Origin of the sequence: Klebsiella sp. ME-303 (assembly GCF_007910085.1) — a bacterium.
Lineage (GTDB): Bacteria > Pseudomonadota > Gammaproteobacteria > Enterobacterales > Enterobacteriaceae > Klebsiella > Klebsiella michiganensis.
This window is the reverse complement of the sequence record NZ_VOJB01000090.1, coordinates 6,055-21,299: the sequence shown is the minus strand read 5'-3', so window position 1 is coordinate 21,299 and position 15,245 is coordinate 6,055. Positions and strand designations below refer to the sequence as shown.

Here is a 15,245-nt window from a genome sequence, read left to right as displayed (position 1 = left end):
TTGCACCCCCGTATGTTTTCGATGGGATAAGTGTGGACCCAATCCCCTGGCGATCATAGAGGGTGAAAATTGACTCCTCTGTTCAAAAAATATGAACGAGTACAGAGGAGCCATGAGGGCTTATCGGGTAAGGGTAATCGTGGCCGGAGATGGCTGTTCAAAGCCGCGTTCGAGGATCTCCAGATTCGTGAGAACGTCAGATTCCTTGACGAAATTTGACTGACCGTTAACGAGGGTTTCATACAGCGAATCATAGACCCGCCCATAGTCGCCGGTTTCAAGCGGGATCTCTTCCCGTACGGTTTCGCCCGCCTCATTGACGTACTCCAGCAGACCAACCGTCTCGTCCGCGCCGAATCCCGGCTCGCCCGGCATAATATTGGCCTTCAGGCTGGTCTCCTGCTGGTCGATACCGTATTTAATAAACGACCCTTTATGACCATGGACGATGAATTTTGGATAGGGCAGCTTCACCAGATGGCTGGTTTTGACAATCGCCTTCAGGTTGCCGTAGAACAGCTGGGCCTCAAAGGTATCGTCCGGATTGGCCTTGTTGCGCAGGCTACGGATGTCGTAAGAGACATGGTCAGGGCGACCGAACAGGGAGATAATTTGGTCCAGGGTATGGACGCCCAGGCCGTAAAACGTGCCGTCCTGAGGCAGGCCGGGTTTCCCTCCATCTACCGGGCGATAGTTGTCAAAATGGTTTTCAATCTCGACGATCTCGCCCAGCTTTCCGCTCTCAATCACTTTCTTCGTGGTCAGGAAGCAGGAGTCGAAGCGACGATTCTGGTACGGCGTGACCGTCAATCCCTTGCTTTTCGCCAGGGCGAATAGCGTTTTTGCCTCATCAAGGGTCGGGGTAAAGGGCTTTTCGACCAGTACATTTTTGCCCGCCTCCAGCGCCCTTTTGGCATAGGCAAAATGACTGTCCGCGTGGGTGCACACAATCACCAGCTTGACCTGCGGATCGTTAAGCACTTCGTCGAGGTCGCTGGTGAAATGAATATGCGAGTATGCCGGTGCCTGTTCCTCTGGCTTTGCGCTGCGGCGAAAGATATGCGCCACGTGCCAGCGGTCTTTTCGGTGCAGGACATAGGGAAGATGGTAGCGGGTGGTGCTTTTGCCGAATCCAATAAATGCGCAGTGCAAAGTCATAACGCGGTCCTTTGTTAGGTCTCTGCTATTAACCATAGCGCAAGCTGGCTGCGAACTTAACCCCTTCAATAAGTGTGCCAAATTCTTAAATGTAAAATTTAACGCTCAAATTCATTGACCCTACGGCCTAAATTCTGGATAAGAGGGCCCTCGGGAAAAGAACGTTTTTTATCCAGCGCGTGGGAGCATGACGCCGTATCGCGCTCGCCGTTTCCCAAAACACGATGACTAAAGGAGTAGCCATCTCGTTCGTATGGAAAGCAAGTATATCGCCCTGAATAGCGCCCTTCTCTTTTGGCTGCTTGGCCTGATGGCCTGGTGCTGCGAATCCACGTATCTGGCCTGGCTATCGGGCTCTTTCTCCTTGTCATCTTTCGTTTTTCATTTTCAATATCATCGGATTAACCATATGTTTAAAAAGAATAAAAACGTTGAAGCGACGCCACAGACGGCGGCTACGCCGGTACTCAACAGCGCATCCCCGTTAGCCGTTTCCCGCAAACCTGCCGCCACGGTTATCGCCAGCGGCATCCGCTTTGACGGCAATATTATCGCTGAGGGAGATGTCGATATTTACGGTACCGTAAGCGGCAATATCGACGCCGAAGAGAGCCAGATTAAGATTATGGCCGGAGGCCTGGTCGAGGGAAATATCACCTGCCGCGAGCTGATTATCGACGGCTGTATCCTCGGTCAGTGCCGCAGCGAGACGATTGAAATCGATAAGAACGGCCAGGTCACCGGTACGTTGGCCTACCGCACGCTGGCCATTAACAAGGGCGGCGTTTTTTCCGGCCAGGCAGAGCTGCTGCCTGCGGCAGAAAAGAGCAACGTGGTGGGGTTTATCGCCGATACCGCTATTGAAACCAAAGATAAGGTTGAGGCGCAGTAACTGCCATCCGGGGCGGCGGAAAAAAGCAAAAAAAAAGCCAGCACCCGGCTGGCTAAAGTAATACTGGAAGCAATGTGAGCAATGTCGTGCTTTCAGGCTTTCCGCAAGGGTCTCCCTGAATGCAGAGCAATAATAATCATTCTCATTCGCACTTGTCCACCTCTTTTTGCAAAAAATAGGCGTTGCTCCCTTTTTTAAAGTCAGCGATCTTTAAGGGGACGATTAACCCAAAAAGGTAAATGAAGAATGAGCGACATAGTGATACGCCATGCCGAAGCCAAAGATTACGACGCAATCCATCAGATCCATGCTCAGCCGGAGGTATATCACAATACGCTACAGGTTCCTCATCCTTCCAGCCATATGTGGCACGAGCGACTAACCGACCGACCGGGCGTCAAACAGCTGGTCGCCAGCATAGATGACCAGGTCGTGGGACACCTCGCCATTGAGGTTATCCAGCGCCCGCGCCGGAGCCACGTCGCCGATTTCGGCATTTGCGTGGATTCACGATGGCACAATCGCGGCGTTGCCAGTGAGCTGATTCGCACCATGATCGACATGTGCGACAACTGGCTCCGCGTTGACCGTATTGAGTTGACGGTGTTTGTGGATAACGCTCCCGCGGTGGCGGTGTATCAGAAATTAGGCTTTGAAATTGAAGGGACGGGGAGAAAGTATGCCCTGCGCAACGGCGAATATGTCGATGCCTACTTTATGGCGCGGCTGAAGGGGTGACGCTCAACTAACCCTCTCCCGGCAGGGAGAGGGTCGGAGTGAGGGTAAACCTAATACCCTGCCGTTAAATCATCCGGGGAACGCGGATCGGATGCGCCGTACAGCGCGCCGTCCGGGCCAACCATAATACTCTGGGTGCTGCCCATCGCCTCTTTCACCGCCACTTTCTGCCCTTTGCTCTCCAGCAGCTTCAGCGTATCCGGGCTAAATCCCTTCTCTACACGCAGTTCGTCCGGCAGCCATTGATGATGGAAGCGCGGGGCGTTGGTGGCTTCCGCGACGTTCATTCCGAAATCAATGGTATTCACCACCATCTGCAGGACGGTGGTGATGATGCGGCTGCCGCCGGGGCTACCGGTCACCAGCCAGGTTTTGCCATCTTTCACCACAATCGTTGGCGACATCGACGACAGCGGACGTTTTTTCGGCTCGACGGCGTTGGCGTCACCGCCCACCAGCCCGTAGACGTTTGGCACGCCGGGTTTAGCTGAGAAATCATCCATCTGATTATTCAGCAGAATGCCGGAGTTCCCCGCCACGATGCCGGTTCCAAAGGTCGTATTCAGCGTATAGGTCACGGCAACGGCGTTACCGTCCTTATCCACCACCGAGAAATGAGTGGTCTGATTGCTTTCATACGGCGCCAGCTTACCGGGGCGAATCTGGCTCGACGGCTTCGCCTTATTGATATCAATCTGCTCAGCAATCGATTTGGCGTACGCTTTGCTGGTCAGCACCTGCCACGGCACCTTGACGAAGTCCGGATCGCCAAGGTATTCCGAACGGTCGGCATAGGCGTGCTTTTCAGCTTCCGCCATCACCTGCATGGCGTCGGCGCTGCCGAAGCCGTACTTATGCATATCGAAGTTTTCGAGGATATTGAGGATCTGCACGATATGAATGCCCCCGGACGATGGGGGCGGCATTGAGAACACCTGATAGCCGCGATACTCGCCGCTCACCGGCGTACGTTCGACCGCTTTGTAATTGGCCAGATCCGCTTTGGTGATAAGCCCGCCGTTATTCTTCATCTCAGCGGCAATCTGGTCGGCAATCGCGCCTTTATAGAAGGCATCCGGCCCCAGCTCGGCAATCAGCTCCAGGCTTTTCCCCAGCTGTTTTTGCACCAGCTTATCGCCCTTTTTCAGCGGCTCGCCGTTTTTCCAGAAGATAGCCCGGCTGTTGGCATGGTCGGGGATCACTTCGCTGCCGTAGGTTTTCAGGTCGTCGGCCAGCGCATCATTTACCGTGAAGCCCTCTTCGGCCAGCTTAATCGCCGGGCGAATCACTTTGTTGAGCGGCATTGTGCCGTATTTTTCCAGCGCGAGGGAGAACCCGGCGACGGTGCCCGGCGTGCCGGAAGCCAGATGCGAGGTCAGCGATTTCTTGCTGTCCGGGTTGCCCTGATCGTCGAGAAACATATCCCGGGTGGCCTGTTCCGGGGCCATCTCGCGGAAGTCGATCGCCGTGGTATTACCGTCTTTGGTCCGCAGCATCATAAACCCGCCGCCGCCGATATTACCGGCCTGCGGATGGGTGACCGCCAGCGCGTAGCCCACCGCCACGGCGGCATCGACCGCGTTGCCGCCCTGACGCAGAATATCCACGCCTACCTTCGTTGCCAGCGCGTCCACCGAGGCCACCATCCCCTGCTGAGCGCGGACCGGGTGAAATACATCTTCCTCTACGCCATAAGATACCGGCGGAGGGGCGGGATCTGCCGCGACGGTAAAACTGCCGCCCGCCAGCAACGCAGCGATGACCACCTGACGCCAGAGCGTTGTTTTTATCATTGTCATACTCCTGAAATGTGTTTTATCCCCGTCTATACCCGTCATACTCCAGGTCGCACGGACGTTGGCTACGCTCGTTTACCCGAATCACTTACCCGAGTAAGCTCATCGGCCGCATTACCCGGCCTGAGGCCTCGCCCCTTACGGGGCCAGCGCAAGCGCTGTTCAAAACGGTTAACCGTTTTGTCCTGCGACTCGAATTATTCAGGGTATAAGCCTGGCTGATAAGTCCTAAAAGATCATTGTTGCGCCGGAAAGGGAGTAAACTTAAACGATCCCACGAAGTGAGGAGAGAACAATGAAAGCAATGTTATATCTGGCGGCGCTGCTGCCGCTGAGCGTCATGGCGCAGCCGATCAATATCGACAATAACCCCAATCAGCCGGGGTACGTGGTGCCCAGCCAGCAGCGGATGCAAAATCAGATGCAGACCCAGCAAATGCAGCAGCAAAACAATCTTAAGCAGAGTATTCAAAGCCAGTCGCGCGCGCAGCAGCAGCATCTTCAGACGCAGTTGAATAACGATCGGCAGCGGGTACAGCAGAATAACAATCTGACCCGTGAGCAGCCTCTCCCTAACACCAACGGTGGGATGCTGCAGCGCCAGACGACCCCGTAAGGGCCGCCTGACGCAGAAGCGGGTTACGCCGGGAAGTTGGGGCCGATGACGTCAATCGCATCGGTGCAGATGCTGTCCACGCCCCAACGCAGCAGCTCGGCGGCGCGCTGCGGTTTGTTAACGGTATAGACCAGAATATGCAGGCCAGCGGCCTTCAGGCTCGCCACGCGCGCTTCATCCAGCAGCTTATGGTTGAGGTGAATAGAGACGCAGCCGAGACGCGCGGTCAGTTCGCGCCAGTCGTTGCGCCACTCATCCAGCAGCAGCCCGCGCGGCAGTTCGGGCACCGCCTCCTGCGCGGCTTCCAGCGCATCAACGTCAAACGATGAGAGCAGCGGCGGTGTCATTCCCTGCCACAGCTCACGCGCCGCCAGCGCCACCGCTTTGCCGGTCAGCGGCCCGGTGCCGGTGGTCGGTTTAATTTCGATATTGGCCATCATGCCGTGCTGACGGCAGCGGTCGGCCACCTCGCTCAGCAGCGGCAGCGGCTCGCCTTTGAACTCGCCGCTGTACCAGCTGCCGGCATCCACTTTTAGCAGATCGTTCCACGCCAGTTCGCCCGCCACGCCCCAGCCGTTGCTGGTACGTTCGAGATTGTCATCGTGCAGTAAAAAAATCTGCCCGTCTTTCGATAACTTAGCGTCAAACTCAATCATCGTATGACCGTAACGAGCGCCGGTATCGATGGCCGCCAGGGTATTTTCCGGAGCCAGTTTACCGCCGCCGCGGTGGGCGACGATATGAGGATAAGGCCAGTGACTCATGCGCGTTGTCCTGTTTCACTATCAAAAAGATGCAGACTTTCCTGCGGCAGATTCAGCCACAGGGTGCTGCCCGCCTGCGGACGCTGCTGGTGCGGCAGCCGGACCACCAGCTTTTGCTCGCCCCAGCGCCCGTGGGCGAGGTTATCGGCACCTAAAATTTCCAGCGTATCCATCACCAGCGGTACGCCACCTTCCGCCTCGGAGCTTAATGCAAAATGTTCCGGACGGATACCCAGGGTCATCTTACGCCCGGCATAGCGGCGATGCTCGCTGTTGATGGGTAAAAGCATCCCGCCCTCAAGCTCGAAGCGGCTACCGTCGTCGCTGACCCGGCCTTCCAGCAGGTTCATTGCCGGGCTGCCGATAAAGCTCGCCACAAAGCGGCTGGCCGGTTTTTCGTAGACCTCGACCGGCGTACCAATCTGCTCGGCGATGCCTTTATTCATCACCATCACCCGCTGCGCGAGGGTCATGGCTTCCACCTGATCGTGCGTCACATACAGCGAGGTGGTTTTCAGCCGACGGTGCAGCTGCTGCAGCTCCAGACGCATCTGCACGCGCAGTTTGGCATCGAGGTTGGAGAGCGGCTCATCAAACAGGAATACCGCCGGGTCGCGCACGATAGCCCGCCCCATCGCCACGCGCTGGCGCTGGCCGCCGGAGAGTTCGCGCGGACGGCGCTTCAGCAGGCCGTCCAGCTCCAGAATGCGCGCCGCTTCCTGGACGCGTTCGGCAATTAATCCTTTACCTAAACCGCGAATTTTCAGGCCCCACGCCATATTCTCTTCCACGCTCATATGCGGGTAGAGGGCGTAGTTCTGGAACACCATCGCAATACCGCGATCTTTCGGTTCCATTTCGGTGACGCGCTTGCGGTCGATCCAGATATCGCCGCTGGTGACCCGCTCCAGGCCCGCCACCATGCGCAGCAGGGTTGATTTTCCGCAGCCCGAGGGGCCCACCATCACAATAAATTCGCCGTCCGCGACGTCCAGCGTCAGCGGCTGGATCACCTGGGTTTTGCCATCCCAGCTTTTGGTTACTGCCTGTAGCTTAAGTCCTGCCATTTTATTTCTCACTATCCACTAAACCACGCACAAACGCGCGCTGCATGGCTAAAACGATGACAACCGGAGGAATCAGCGTGAGCAGCATCGCCGCCATCACCTGATTCCACTGCGTGGTACCCTGGCCGATGGCGATCATCCCTTTGATGCCCGCGACCGCCGTGCCGAGATTCACGTCGGTAATGATCAGCAGCGGCCACAGATACTGGTTCCAGCCGTAGATAAAGGTGATGACGAACAGCGCCGCCAGGTTGGTTTTCGACAGCGGCAGCACGATGTCGCGGAAGAAGCGCATCGGCGACGCGCCGTCGATACGTGCGGCCTCTATCAGCTCGTCCGGCAGGGTCATAAAGAACTGGCGGAACAGGAAGGTGGCGGTCGCCGAGGCCATCAGCGGTAGGGTGAGCCCGGCATAGCTGTCGAGCATTTTCAGGTTGGCGATCACTTCCACCGTCGGGAAAATACGCACCTCAACCGGCAGCATCAGCGTGATGAAGATCATCCAGAAGAACAGGTTGCGCAGCGGAAAACGAAACCAGACGATGGCGAAAGCGGAGAGCATCGAGACCGTAATTTTGCCCACCGTGATGCCGAAGGCCATGATGAAGCTGTTGAGCATCATCAGCCAGAACGGCGCGCTATTGGCCCCTACGCCGTTCACCCAGATAAACTTCATGTTTTCGAGCAGATGCCCGCCGGGAATCAGCGTCATCGGCGTATCAAAAACCGCTTTACTGTCCAGCGTCGCCGCGACAAAGGCGACATACAGCGGAAACAGAATGACCGCGATCCCTAAAATCAGCATGGTGTGGCTGAAAATCGTCAGCCCGCGTCGATTCTCAATCATTGGTAGCGCACCTTTCGTTCAACGTAGCGGAACTGCACCACCGTCAGAATAATGACGAGGAACATCAGCACCACCGACTGGGCGGCGGAAGCGGAAAGGTCGAGCCCGGCAAAACCTTCACGGTAGATCTTATAAATCAGGGTTGTTGTCGCCTGAACCGGCCCGCCGCCGGTTGCGGCATCGATAACCGGGAAGGTATCAAAGAAGGCGTATACCAGGTTCACCACCAGCAGGAAGAAGCTCACCGGGGCGATCAGCGGTAGCGCCAGCCTGAAGAAGCGGCGAACCGGGCCGGCGCCGTCAATCGCGGCGGCTTCTACCAGCGAGCGGGGAATAGATTGCAGCGCGGCGAAGAAGAACAGGAAGTTGTAACTAATCTGCTTCCAGACCGAGGCGAAAACCACAAGGAACATCGCCTGACCGCTGTTCTGCGCGTGGTTCCAGTCGTAGCCCATCTCACCGAGGAGATGCGTAATCAGCCCGCGTCCGGGGTTGAACAAGAAGATCCATAGCACCGCCGCCACCGCGGGCGCAACGGCATAGGGCAGGAGCATCAGCGTCTGATAGAAGCGGCTGCCGCGCACCACGTAATCCACCAGCGCGGCGAAAAACAGCGAGATCAGCAGGCCGCTGACGGTAACCATCGTGCTGAACTTAATGGTGGTCCAGAAGGAGTCCAGGTAGTACGGGTCCTGGAAGAGGGCTAAAAAGTTATCCAGGCCGACAAACTGGCTGGAGAGCCCAAACGGATCGACGCTCTGCAGTGAATACCACAGCGCTTCGCCCGCGGGCCAGATAAAAAAGATGACGGTGATAACCAGCTGCGGCGCGACCAGCACATAGGGCAGCCAACGCGAGCGGAACACCGGACGGGATGATGACATAGTTAAACTCTGAGTTGGTTTCCCCTCATCCCGGCCCTCTCCCTAAACGGGCGAGGATAAAAGACGGCTCCGGGCGATCCCCTCTCCCCGACGGGGAGAGGGTGAGGGGCTGGCTATAAGATTACGACCTGGTTGACTGCTCGAAACGGCGCAGCAGCTGATTACCGCGCTCAACCGCGGCGTCCAGCGCCTGCTGAGGCGTTTTCTTCCCGGTCCATACGCTTTCCAGTTCTTCATCTACGATGGTGCGAATCTGCGGCATATTGCCCAGGCGCAGACCTTTGGTGAACGGCAGCGGCGGCTTGTTCAGCATCTGGCGCGTCGCGATATCGGCACCGGGGTTCTTATCATAGAAGCCCTGTTCGCGGGTCAGGTTGTAAGCGGCGGTGGTAATCGGCAGATAGCCGGTTTTCTGATGCCATTCGGCGGCGTTTTCCGGCTTGGTCAGGAAATCGAGGAATTTGGCGACGCCGGTATAGGTTTCTTTGTCTTTACCCTGCATCACCCACAGGCTGGCCCCGCCGATAATGGCGTTTTGCGGCGCGCCTTTCACGTCGGCGTCGTACGGCATCATCCCTACGCCATAGTTGAACTTCGCGTACTGGCGAATATCCGCAAGGGAGCCGGAAGAGGCGGTGGTAATGGCGCAGTCGCCGTTATAGAACTTCTCGGTGGATTCGTCTTTACGCCCGAAGTAGCTGAAGTCGCCTTTCTTGTTCAGTTCTTCGAGCAGAGCGATATGCTTCACCTGCTCCGGCTTGTTGAACTCCAGTACCGCATCGGTACCGTCGAAGCCGTTGTTTTTGGTCGCCACCGGCAGGCCGTGCCAGGCGCTGAAGTTTTCAATCTGAATCCAGCCCTGCCAGCCGCTGGCGTAGCCGCATTTCATCCCGGCAGCTTTCAGCTTTGCGGTATATGCCGCCAGATCCTGCCAGGTTTTCGGCGGCTGTTCCGGATCTAATCCGGCTTTTTTAAAGGCGTCTTTGTTGTAGTACAGCACCGGCGTGGAGCTGTTAAACGGCTGGGAGAGCAGATGGCCGGTTTTGGAGTCGGTGTAATAACCGGAGACGGTTGGCACGAACTGCGTTTCATCAAACTGAATGCCCGCATCGCTGAACACCTGATAGACCGGCTTAATCGCCTTCGAGGCCATCATCGTCGCGGTGCCGACTTCGTAAACCTGCAGAATAGCTGGCGCGTTGCCGGTACGGAAGGCGGCGATGCCGGCGCTCAGGCTCTGCTCATAGTTGCCTTTATACACCGGAACAATTTTGTAGTCCGGGTTGGCTGCGTTGAAACGTTGCGCCAGTGAATCAACTTCTTTCCCCAACTCCCCTTCCATCGAGTGCCAGAACGGGATAGTGGTTACCGCCAGGGCTTGTCCGGCAAATGCCAGGCTGAGCGCCAGTCCTAAAGCTGTATGTCGTAACGATATCATCGGTTATCTCTCTTGTTGTTCCGGATGCGCGATTTCACGCGTTTTATGTTCGCGGGGGTAACATGACATGCTCGAATGACAGAAAAATAACTATTGCATTACAAAAATATTACAATAAATTGGCAAAAACATGATGAAACGGTGAAAAAAAAGTGGCAGGGAAATGGCAAAGCGAAAAAGAGAGGCGGCGCAGGCTACAGATAAGCGGGGATCTGTAGTTAAATAGGGGGCGTTAAACAGCACTCTCCGGCGAGCCGTCATAAGGAAAAATATGAAGACGCTTCATAAACCTACCGAACGCGTTTTACTCATTCTGGAAACCTTAGCCAACGCGGACGGAATGACGCTTTCCGAGCTATCGCTCAAAACGGATATTTCAAAGGGAACCATTTTCCCGATCCTCAAATCGCTGCAGTACCGGAAATATATCAGCCACGACGATCGTAACGGCATATATACGCTGGGGATTTCGTGCGCGGTTCTGGCCAGCTCAACGGTGGAAAAAGAGTTCTGGCTGAAAACGATCAATAGCGAAATGCACGCGGTGGTCAATGAATGCAATGAAGTTTGCCAGCTCGGCATTCTGGATGACGCCTGGGTGCTCTATGTTGATAAAGTTCAGGGCGACCAAACCGTGCAGCTGGTCTCTAAGGTAGGGACTCGCCTTCCGGCAATCTGCTCTGCCCTGGGCAAGGCGCTGCTGCATAAGCACCGCGACGAAGAGATCCTGGAGCTCTATCCGCAGGGTTTTCCTTCCGTTACCGCCCGCAGCGTAACGAATATGGCTCAGCTTCGTCAGCAGCTGGAATGGGTCGCCGCCAACGGTTATGCCATGGACGATCGGGAAATCAACGACGATACCATCTGCTTTGCCGTCCCCCTGCTGCAGAAAGGCATTATTCTGGCGGCGATCAGCGTCTCATTGCCCTCTTTTCGCGCCAGCGATGAAAAAACGCAGCAGGTTATTCACGCGTTAAAAGAGGCAAAGGGTCGTATCGAAAGCGTGCTGAATAAGCTGCCTGATATTAAAAATTACTGATTTATTCGCCAGCGGTGCCGTCGGAATTGTGATTACCCACACAATACCGAGATTTAATGATCCGCCGTGACGCCCGCCTCTTCTGCATAATTCCCTATTTATTCATTGATTTAATCAATTATCACTACGCCTTTTACGCCATTTGACTTCACGTCGATGGCGTGTTTACTTATGCTTAATCGCAAATACAAACAGTGTTTGTATATACGAACAACAAAGAGGTTGAATATGCAAAGTCGTTACATCACCCCGGCAATAACGGTTTTTGATGAGCAGGGCAGGCTGGATCCTGAAGGCAACTTTCGCCTGTATGATTTCATTAAAAGCAGCGTATCGGGATTTGTCGTCATGGGCAGTACCGGCGAGTTTTTCTCGCTGGATATGAAAACATCCCGTCAGATAATTCAAATGGCGGCAGAGTTCCCGCGCGAGGGAATAAAGGCCTATGCGGGTACCAGCCGCATGGATATTGACGAGTGCGTAGAGCTGGCAAACTATGCAGATGAGTGCGGGCTGGATGGCGTCATGATTATCAGCCCGTGGTACTTCCGCCTGACTGATGAAGGCATTTATACATTTTATAGCCAGATTGCCCGCCGCACCGCCGCCAAAATATTCATCTATAACTTTCCGGAGCGCACCGGCTATTCCGTCTCGCCGGAGGTCTGTTTACGACTCGCCAGCGAGTTCCCAAACATTATCGGTCTTAAAGACACCATTCCGGACACCAATCACACGTCGCAGGTGATTCGCCAGGTAAAATCTGAAGTACCGTATTTTGAAGTCTATGCCGGTTATGACAATAACTTCGCGCACAATGTCCTGGCGGGGGGCGATGGATGTATTGGCGGGTTATCCAATATTTGCCCTGAAATATTCCGCGACTGGATGCAGGCATTTAACGATAACGATGTGCAGCAAATTTCGCGGTATCAGCAAAAAGTGGATGGGTTAATGGATATTTACGCGGTTAACGATCCGTTCATTCCAACATTTAAAAAAGCGTTACAGCTGCGCGGAATTATTCAGTCCGACCGCTGCACGCCACCGTTTAGCTCGCTCGCCACCTGCCAGACCGAAAGTATTCTGCGGATACTTTCCCGCGCTGGTATTGAAATTAATGCCTGACCCCCACGCGGAGGTATTATGAAAACCATCACAGCTTACGACAATCCGGCCCTCAATTCCGCGATTACCAAATCATGGAAGCGCCTGGTGCCACTGATGTTTATTTTGTACTTCATCGCCTTTATCGACAGGGTGAACGTGGGATTCGCCAAAGAGGCGATGCAGGTGGATATTGGGCTCTCCAATTCCGCCTTCGCCCTCGGCGCGGGGATCTTTTTCGCCGCCTATGCGCTGTTTGGTATTCCCGCTAACCTGATTCTGAATAAAATCGGCGCGCAAAAATGGTTAAGCATCACCACCGCGCTGTGGGGCGTTCTCTCTGCCCTCACCGGACTGGTGCAGACGGAAACCCAGTTTATTGTTCTGCGCTTTTTACTGGGGTTAGGCGAAGCCGGTTTTTATCCCGGTATTCTGCTGCTGGCCTCCATCTACTTTCCCAATAAAGTTCGCGCCTCCGTCGTCGGTATCTTCGTGCTCGGCGTTCCGCTGGCATTAACCTTAGGCTCGCCCATCTCCGGGGCGCTTCTGGAAATGCACGGCTTCCTCGGCAAACCCGGCTGGTTCTGGATGTTCTTTATCGAAGGCATTCCGGCGGTCATCATGGGGATCTTCGCCTGGTTCTGGCTTGATGATACGCCGGCCAAAGCGCGATTCCTGAACGACGAAGAGAAAAAGGCGCTGATTGCTCAGCTTCAGCAGGAGCAGCGGCAGACGGAAACCAGCAGCGTCGGCACCGCCCTGAAAAGCCTGAAAGTCTGGCACCTGGCGCTGATCTACGGCACCATCCAGATCAGCGTTTACGGGCTGATGTTCTTCCTGCCTTCGCAAGTCGCCTCGCTAATGGGCTCCACGCTCGGCTTTAAGGAGTCGCTGGTCGCCGCCATTCCGTGGGCCTGCTCCGCCGTCGGCGTCTATTACATTCCGCGTCTGGCGGACAAAATGCCGGCCCGTCGGGTGCTGATTTCAGTCATCTGTATGCTGGCGGCGGCGCTGGGGCTGTTTGTTTCTGCCTGGTCCGGCCCGGTACTCGCCATTGCCGCGCTCTCGCTGTCGGCCATCGGCTTTCTCTCCGTGCAACCTATCTTCTGGACTTTCCCGGCGCAGATTGTGTCAGGCTCGGCGCTGGCCGCCAGTATCGGCTTTTGCACCACCATGGGCGCATTTTGCAGCTTCCTCGCGCCGCTGATTCGCGTTGAGGTCGATGCCTTTTTCGGCAACGATTCGGCGGGTCTGGTCGCCCTGTCGCTCATCACCGTCTGCTGCGCGCTGCTGATTGCCGCCCTTGCCGGCAGAAAAGCGACAAACGGCGTCGCGGTCCCCCATCACTAAGTCCTGATGCGCTTATAACAAAGGATAATGAACATGCAGACCATCTTAAAAATTGACCCTACCGATAACCTGATCGTTGCGCTGCAGGACTTACGCAAAGAGCAGCGGGTTCACTGGAACGATGAAGCCTACGTTCTGCGTAGCGATGTCAAAGCCAAACATAAATTCGCCACCGAAGATATTGCGCCCGGCGATATCGTGTCGCTGTACGGCGTACCGGTCGGCAAAGCGACGCGCCCCATCACCCGCGGCGAAGCCATTACCACTGAGAATATCAAACACTACGCGGCCCCGGTTTCGCTTGACGACGTCGCGCCCTATGACTGGCAGCAGCCGGATGTTTCCGCCTGGCAGCAGCGGACTTTCAAGGGGATCGTGCGCGAAGACGGCCGGGTCGCCACCGCGAACTACTGGCTGGTCATTCCGCTGGTATTCTGTGAAAACCGCAACGTTCAGCGCGTCACCGATGCGCTGAACGACGCCCTCGGCTACGCCAATAACGGCCTGAAAAATTTTGCTCGCCAGGTGACGTCGGCAGGGGCATTAAACGATAACCGGCATCTGCCCTTCCCGCATCTTGACGGCATCCGCTGTATTACCGTCAATTCCGGCTGCGGCGGCGCCACCTCGGACAGCATGACGATGTGCGACGTGCTGGCCGCCTATTCCGATCATCCTAACGTTCTTGGCGTGACGGTCTTCGCCCTCGGCTGTGAAAAAGCGCGAATTGTTGATTTCAACGCCGCGCTGGCGAAGCGCAACCCGAATTTCAACAAACCGATTATTTACTTCAGGCAGCAGGACTGGAGTAGCGAAGAAAAAATGATGCAGGATGCGTTGACCGAAACCTATAACGCGATCCGCGAAGCCCCCGTCGCCGAGCGGCAGGACGTCCCGCTCTCCCACCTCAAAATCGGCGTCAAGTGCGGCGCTTCTGACGGGTTCTCGGGGATCAGCGCTAACCCGGCGATGGGCGAAGTGTCGGATCGTCTTGTCGCCCTCGGCGGCGCGTCGGGGCTGGCGGAATTCCCCGAGCTGTGCGGCGCGGAAGGGGATATCGTGCAACGCTGCGCGACCCGCGAGCTGAAAGAGAAGTTTTTGTCGCTGATGAAAAACTATGAGCATGTCGCGAACTTCTTCGGCACCACCATCGCCGATAACCCCAGCCCGGGAAACATTGCCGATGGGCTGATCACTGACGCGATAAAATCCGCCGGCGCGGCGAAAAAAGGCGGCAGAGCGCCGGTAAGCGCGGTATGCGACTACGCCGAACCGATGGGAGAAAGCGGCCTTTCGCTGGTCTGCACGCCGGGCAACGATGTGGACGCGGTAACGGGCCTGGTCGCGGCGGGGTGCAACGTGGTGATCTTCTCAACCGGGTTGGGTACGCCGACGGGGAACCCTATCGTTCCGGTGCTTAAGGTTTCAACCAACTCCGCGCTGGCGAAAAAGATGCCGGATATTATCGATTATGACTGCGGGCCGATTATCGAAGGCACGCCGCTGGCGGACATCGCCGACGGCCTGTTTGAGAAAATCATCGCTACCG

14 protein-coding genes (1 of these 14 running past the window's edge) are annotated in these 15,245 nt (G+C 56.0%); 7 read left to right on the top strand and 7 right to left on the bottom strand.

Going from position 1 to position 15,245, the window contains the following annotated elements; genetic code table 11:
* Nucleotides 1-120: 120 nt before the first annotated feature.
* Nucleotides 121-1,158 carry an oxidoreductase gene (locus FQK12_RS20465; RefSeq protein ID WP_014227077.1) on the bottom strand — a complete coding sequence of 346 codons (1,038 nt, stop codon included), beginning with the start codon at nt 1,156-1,158 and terminating at the stop codon, nt 121-123.
* A gap of 253 nt (nt 1,159-1,411) precedes the next feature.
* On the opposite strand from FQK12_RS20465, the gene FQK12_RS20460 reads away from it, so the two are divergent.
* Complete coding sequence (locus FQK12_RS20460; protein ID WP_014227078.1) at nt 1,412-2,050, top strand: polymer-forming cytoskeletal protein; 639 nt, start codon at nt 1,412-1,414, stop codon at nt 2,048-2,050.
* 246 nt (nt 2,051-2,296) lie between these two features.
* Nucleotides 2,297-2,788 (top strand): N-acetyltransferase, encoded by a 492-nt coding sequence (yhhY, locus tag FQK12_RS20455; protein WP_014227079.1) that lies wholly within the window; start codon nt 2,297-2,299, stop codon nt 2,786-2,788.
* 50 nt (nt 2,789-2,838) lie between these two features.
* Here yhhY and ggt read toward each other — a convergent pair whose 3' ends face one another.
* Complete coding sequence (gene ggt / locus FQK12_RS20450; RefSeq protein WP_014227080.1) at nt 2,839-4,581, bottom strand: gamma-glutamyltransferase; 1,743 nt, start codon at nt 4,579-4,581, stop codon at nt 2,839-2,841.
* Nucleotides 4,582-4,879: 298 nt separating this feature from the next.
* On the opposite strand from ggt, the gene FQK12_RS20445 reads away from it, so the two are divergent.
* Nucleotides 4,880-5,200 (top strand): DUF2756 family protein, encoded by a 321-nt coding sequence (locus tag FQK12_RS20445; protein ID WP_014227081.1) that lies wholly within the window; start codon nt 4,880-4,882, stop codon nt 5,198-5,200.
* A gap of 23 nt (nt 5,201-5,223) precedes the next feature.
* On the opposite strand, the gene ugpQ is transcribed toward FQK12_RS20445, so the two are convergent.
* The 5 genes from ugpQ to ugpB form a co-directional block, all read right to left on the bottom strand.
* Complete coding sequence (gene ugpQ / locus FQK12_RS20440; RefSeq protein WP_014227082.1) at nt 5,224-5,964, bottom strand: glycerophosphodiester phosphodiesterase; 741 nt, start codon at nt 5,962-5,964, stop codon at nt 5,224-5,226.
* Nucleotides 5,961-7,031 (bottom strand): sn-glycerol-3-phosphate import ATP-binding protein UgpC, encoded by a 1,071-nt coding sequence (locus FQK12_RS20435; RefSeq protein WP_014227083.1) that lies wholly within the window; start codon nt 7,029-7,031, stop codon nt 5,961-5,963. Before FQK12_RS20435 ends, ugpQ begins: the two co-directional genes overlap by 4 nt.
* A 1-nt stretch (nt 7,032) precedes the next feature.
* On the bottom strand, nt 7,033-7,878 hold the full coding sequence (gene ugpE, locus FQK12_RS20430) for a sn-glycerol-3-phosphate ABC transporter permease UgpE (protein WP_004116045.1): 846 nt from the start codon (nt 7,876-7,878) through the stop codon (nt 7,033-7,035).
* Complete coding sequence (gene ugpA / locus FQK12_RS20425) at nt 7,875-8,762, bottom strand: sn-glycerol-3-phosphate ABC transporter permease UgpA (protein WP_004126134.1); 888 nt, start codon at nt 8,760-8,762, stop codon at nt 7,875-7,877. Before ugpA ends, ugpE begins: the two co-directional genes overlap by 4 nt.
* Nucleotides 8,763-8,883: 121 nt before the next feature.
* The gene (ugpB, locus tag FQK12_RS20420; protein ID WP_004855028.1) at nt 8,884-10,200 is read right to left on the bottom strand and encodes a sn-glycerol-3-phosphate ABC transporter substrate-binding protein UgpB; all 1,317 of its coding nucleotides are present in this window, start codon (nt 10,198-10,200) and stop codon (nt 8,884-8,886) included.
* A gap of 271 nt (nt 10,201-10,471) precedes the next feature.
* On the opposite strand from ugpB, the gene FQK12_RS20415 reads away from it, so the two are divergent.
* The 4 genes from FQK12_RS20415 to FQK12_RS20400 all read left to right on the top strand — a co-directional run.
* Complete coding sequence (locus FQK12_RS20415; RefSeq protein ID WP_014227084.1) at nt 10,472-11,239, top strand: IclR family transcriptional regulator; 768 nt, start codon at nt 10,472-10,474, stop codon at nt 11,237-11,239.
* A 228-nt stretch (nt 11,240-11,467) separates the two neighbouring features.
* Nucleotides 11,468-12,367: a dihydrodipicolinate synthase family protein gene (locus tag FQK12_RS20410; protein ID WP_014227085.1), complete on the top strand. Its 900-nt coding sequence runs from the start codon at nt 11,468-11,470 to the stop codon at nt 12,365-12,367.
* An 18-nt stretch (nt 12,368-12,385) separates the two neighbouring features.
* Nucleotides 12,386-13,696: an MFS transporter gene (locus FQK12_RS20405; protein ID WP_009654269.1), complete on the top strand. Its 1,311-nt coding sequence runs from the start codon at nt 12,386-12,388 to the stop codon at nt 13,694-13,696.
* A 33-nt stretch (nt 13,697-13,729) separates the two neighbouring features.
* Nucleotides 13,730-15,245: the 5' portion of a UxaA family hydrolase gene (locus tag FQK12_RS20400; RefSeq protein WP_146295764.1), read on the top strand. The gene runs 86 nt beyond the window's last position; 1,516 of the gene's 1,602 nt are visible here — the first part of the coding sequence; its start codon is at nt 13,730-13,732; the stop codon falls past the right edge of the window.

Coding starts and splice junctions, on each gene's coding strand:
- FQK12_RS20465 (WP_014227077.1), bottom strand. CDS start 1,158: ATGACTTTGCACTGCGCATTTATTGGATTCGGCAAAAGCACCACCCGC.
- FQK12_RS20460 (WP_014227078.1), top strand. CDS start 1,412: ATGGAAAGCAAGTATATCGCCCTGAATAGCGCCCTTCTCTTTTGGCTG.
- yhhY (WP_014227079.1), top strand. CDS start 2,297: ATGAGCGACATAGTGATACGCCATGCCGAAGCCAAAGATTACGACGCA.
- ggt (WP_014227080.1), bottom strand. CDS start 4,581: ATGATAAAAACAACGCTCTGGCGTCAGGTGGTCATCGCTGCGTTGCTG.
- FQK12_RS20445 (WP_014227081.1), top strand. CDS start 4,880: ATGAAAGCAATGTTATATCTGGCGGCGCTGCTGCCGCTGAGCGTCATG.
- ugpQ (WP_014227082.1), bottom strand. CDS start 5,964: ATGAGTCACTGGCCTTATCCTCATATCGTCGCCCACCGCGGCGGCGGT.
- FQK12_RS20435 (WP_014227083.1), bottom strand. CDS start 7,031: ATGGCAGGACTTAAGCTACAGGCAGTAACCAAAAGCTGGGATGGCAAA.
- ugpE (WP_004116045.1), bottom strand. CDS start 7,878: ATGATTGAGAATCGACGCGGGCTGACGATTTTCAGCCACACCATGCTG.
- ugpA (WP_004126134.1), bottom strand. CDS start 8,762: ATGTCATCATCCCGTCCGGTGTTCCGCTCGCGTTGGCTGCCCTATGTG.
- ugpB (WP_004855028.1), bottom strand. CDS start 10,200: ATGATATCGTTACGACATACAGCTTTAGGACTGGCGCTCAGCCTGGCA.
- FQK12_RS20415 (WP_014227084.1), top strand. CDS start 10,472: ATGAAGACGCTTCATAAACCTACCGAACGCGTTTTACTCATTCTGGAA.
- FQK12_RS20410 (WP_014227085.1), top strand. CDS start 11,468: ATGCAAAGTCGTTACATCACCCCGGCAATAACGGTTTTTGATGAGCAG.
- FQK12_RS20405 (WP_009654269.1), top strand. CDS start 12,386: ATGAAAACCATCACAGCTTACGACAATCCGGCCCTCAATTCCGCGATT.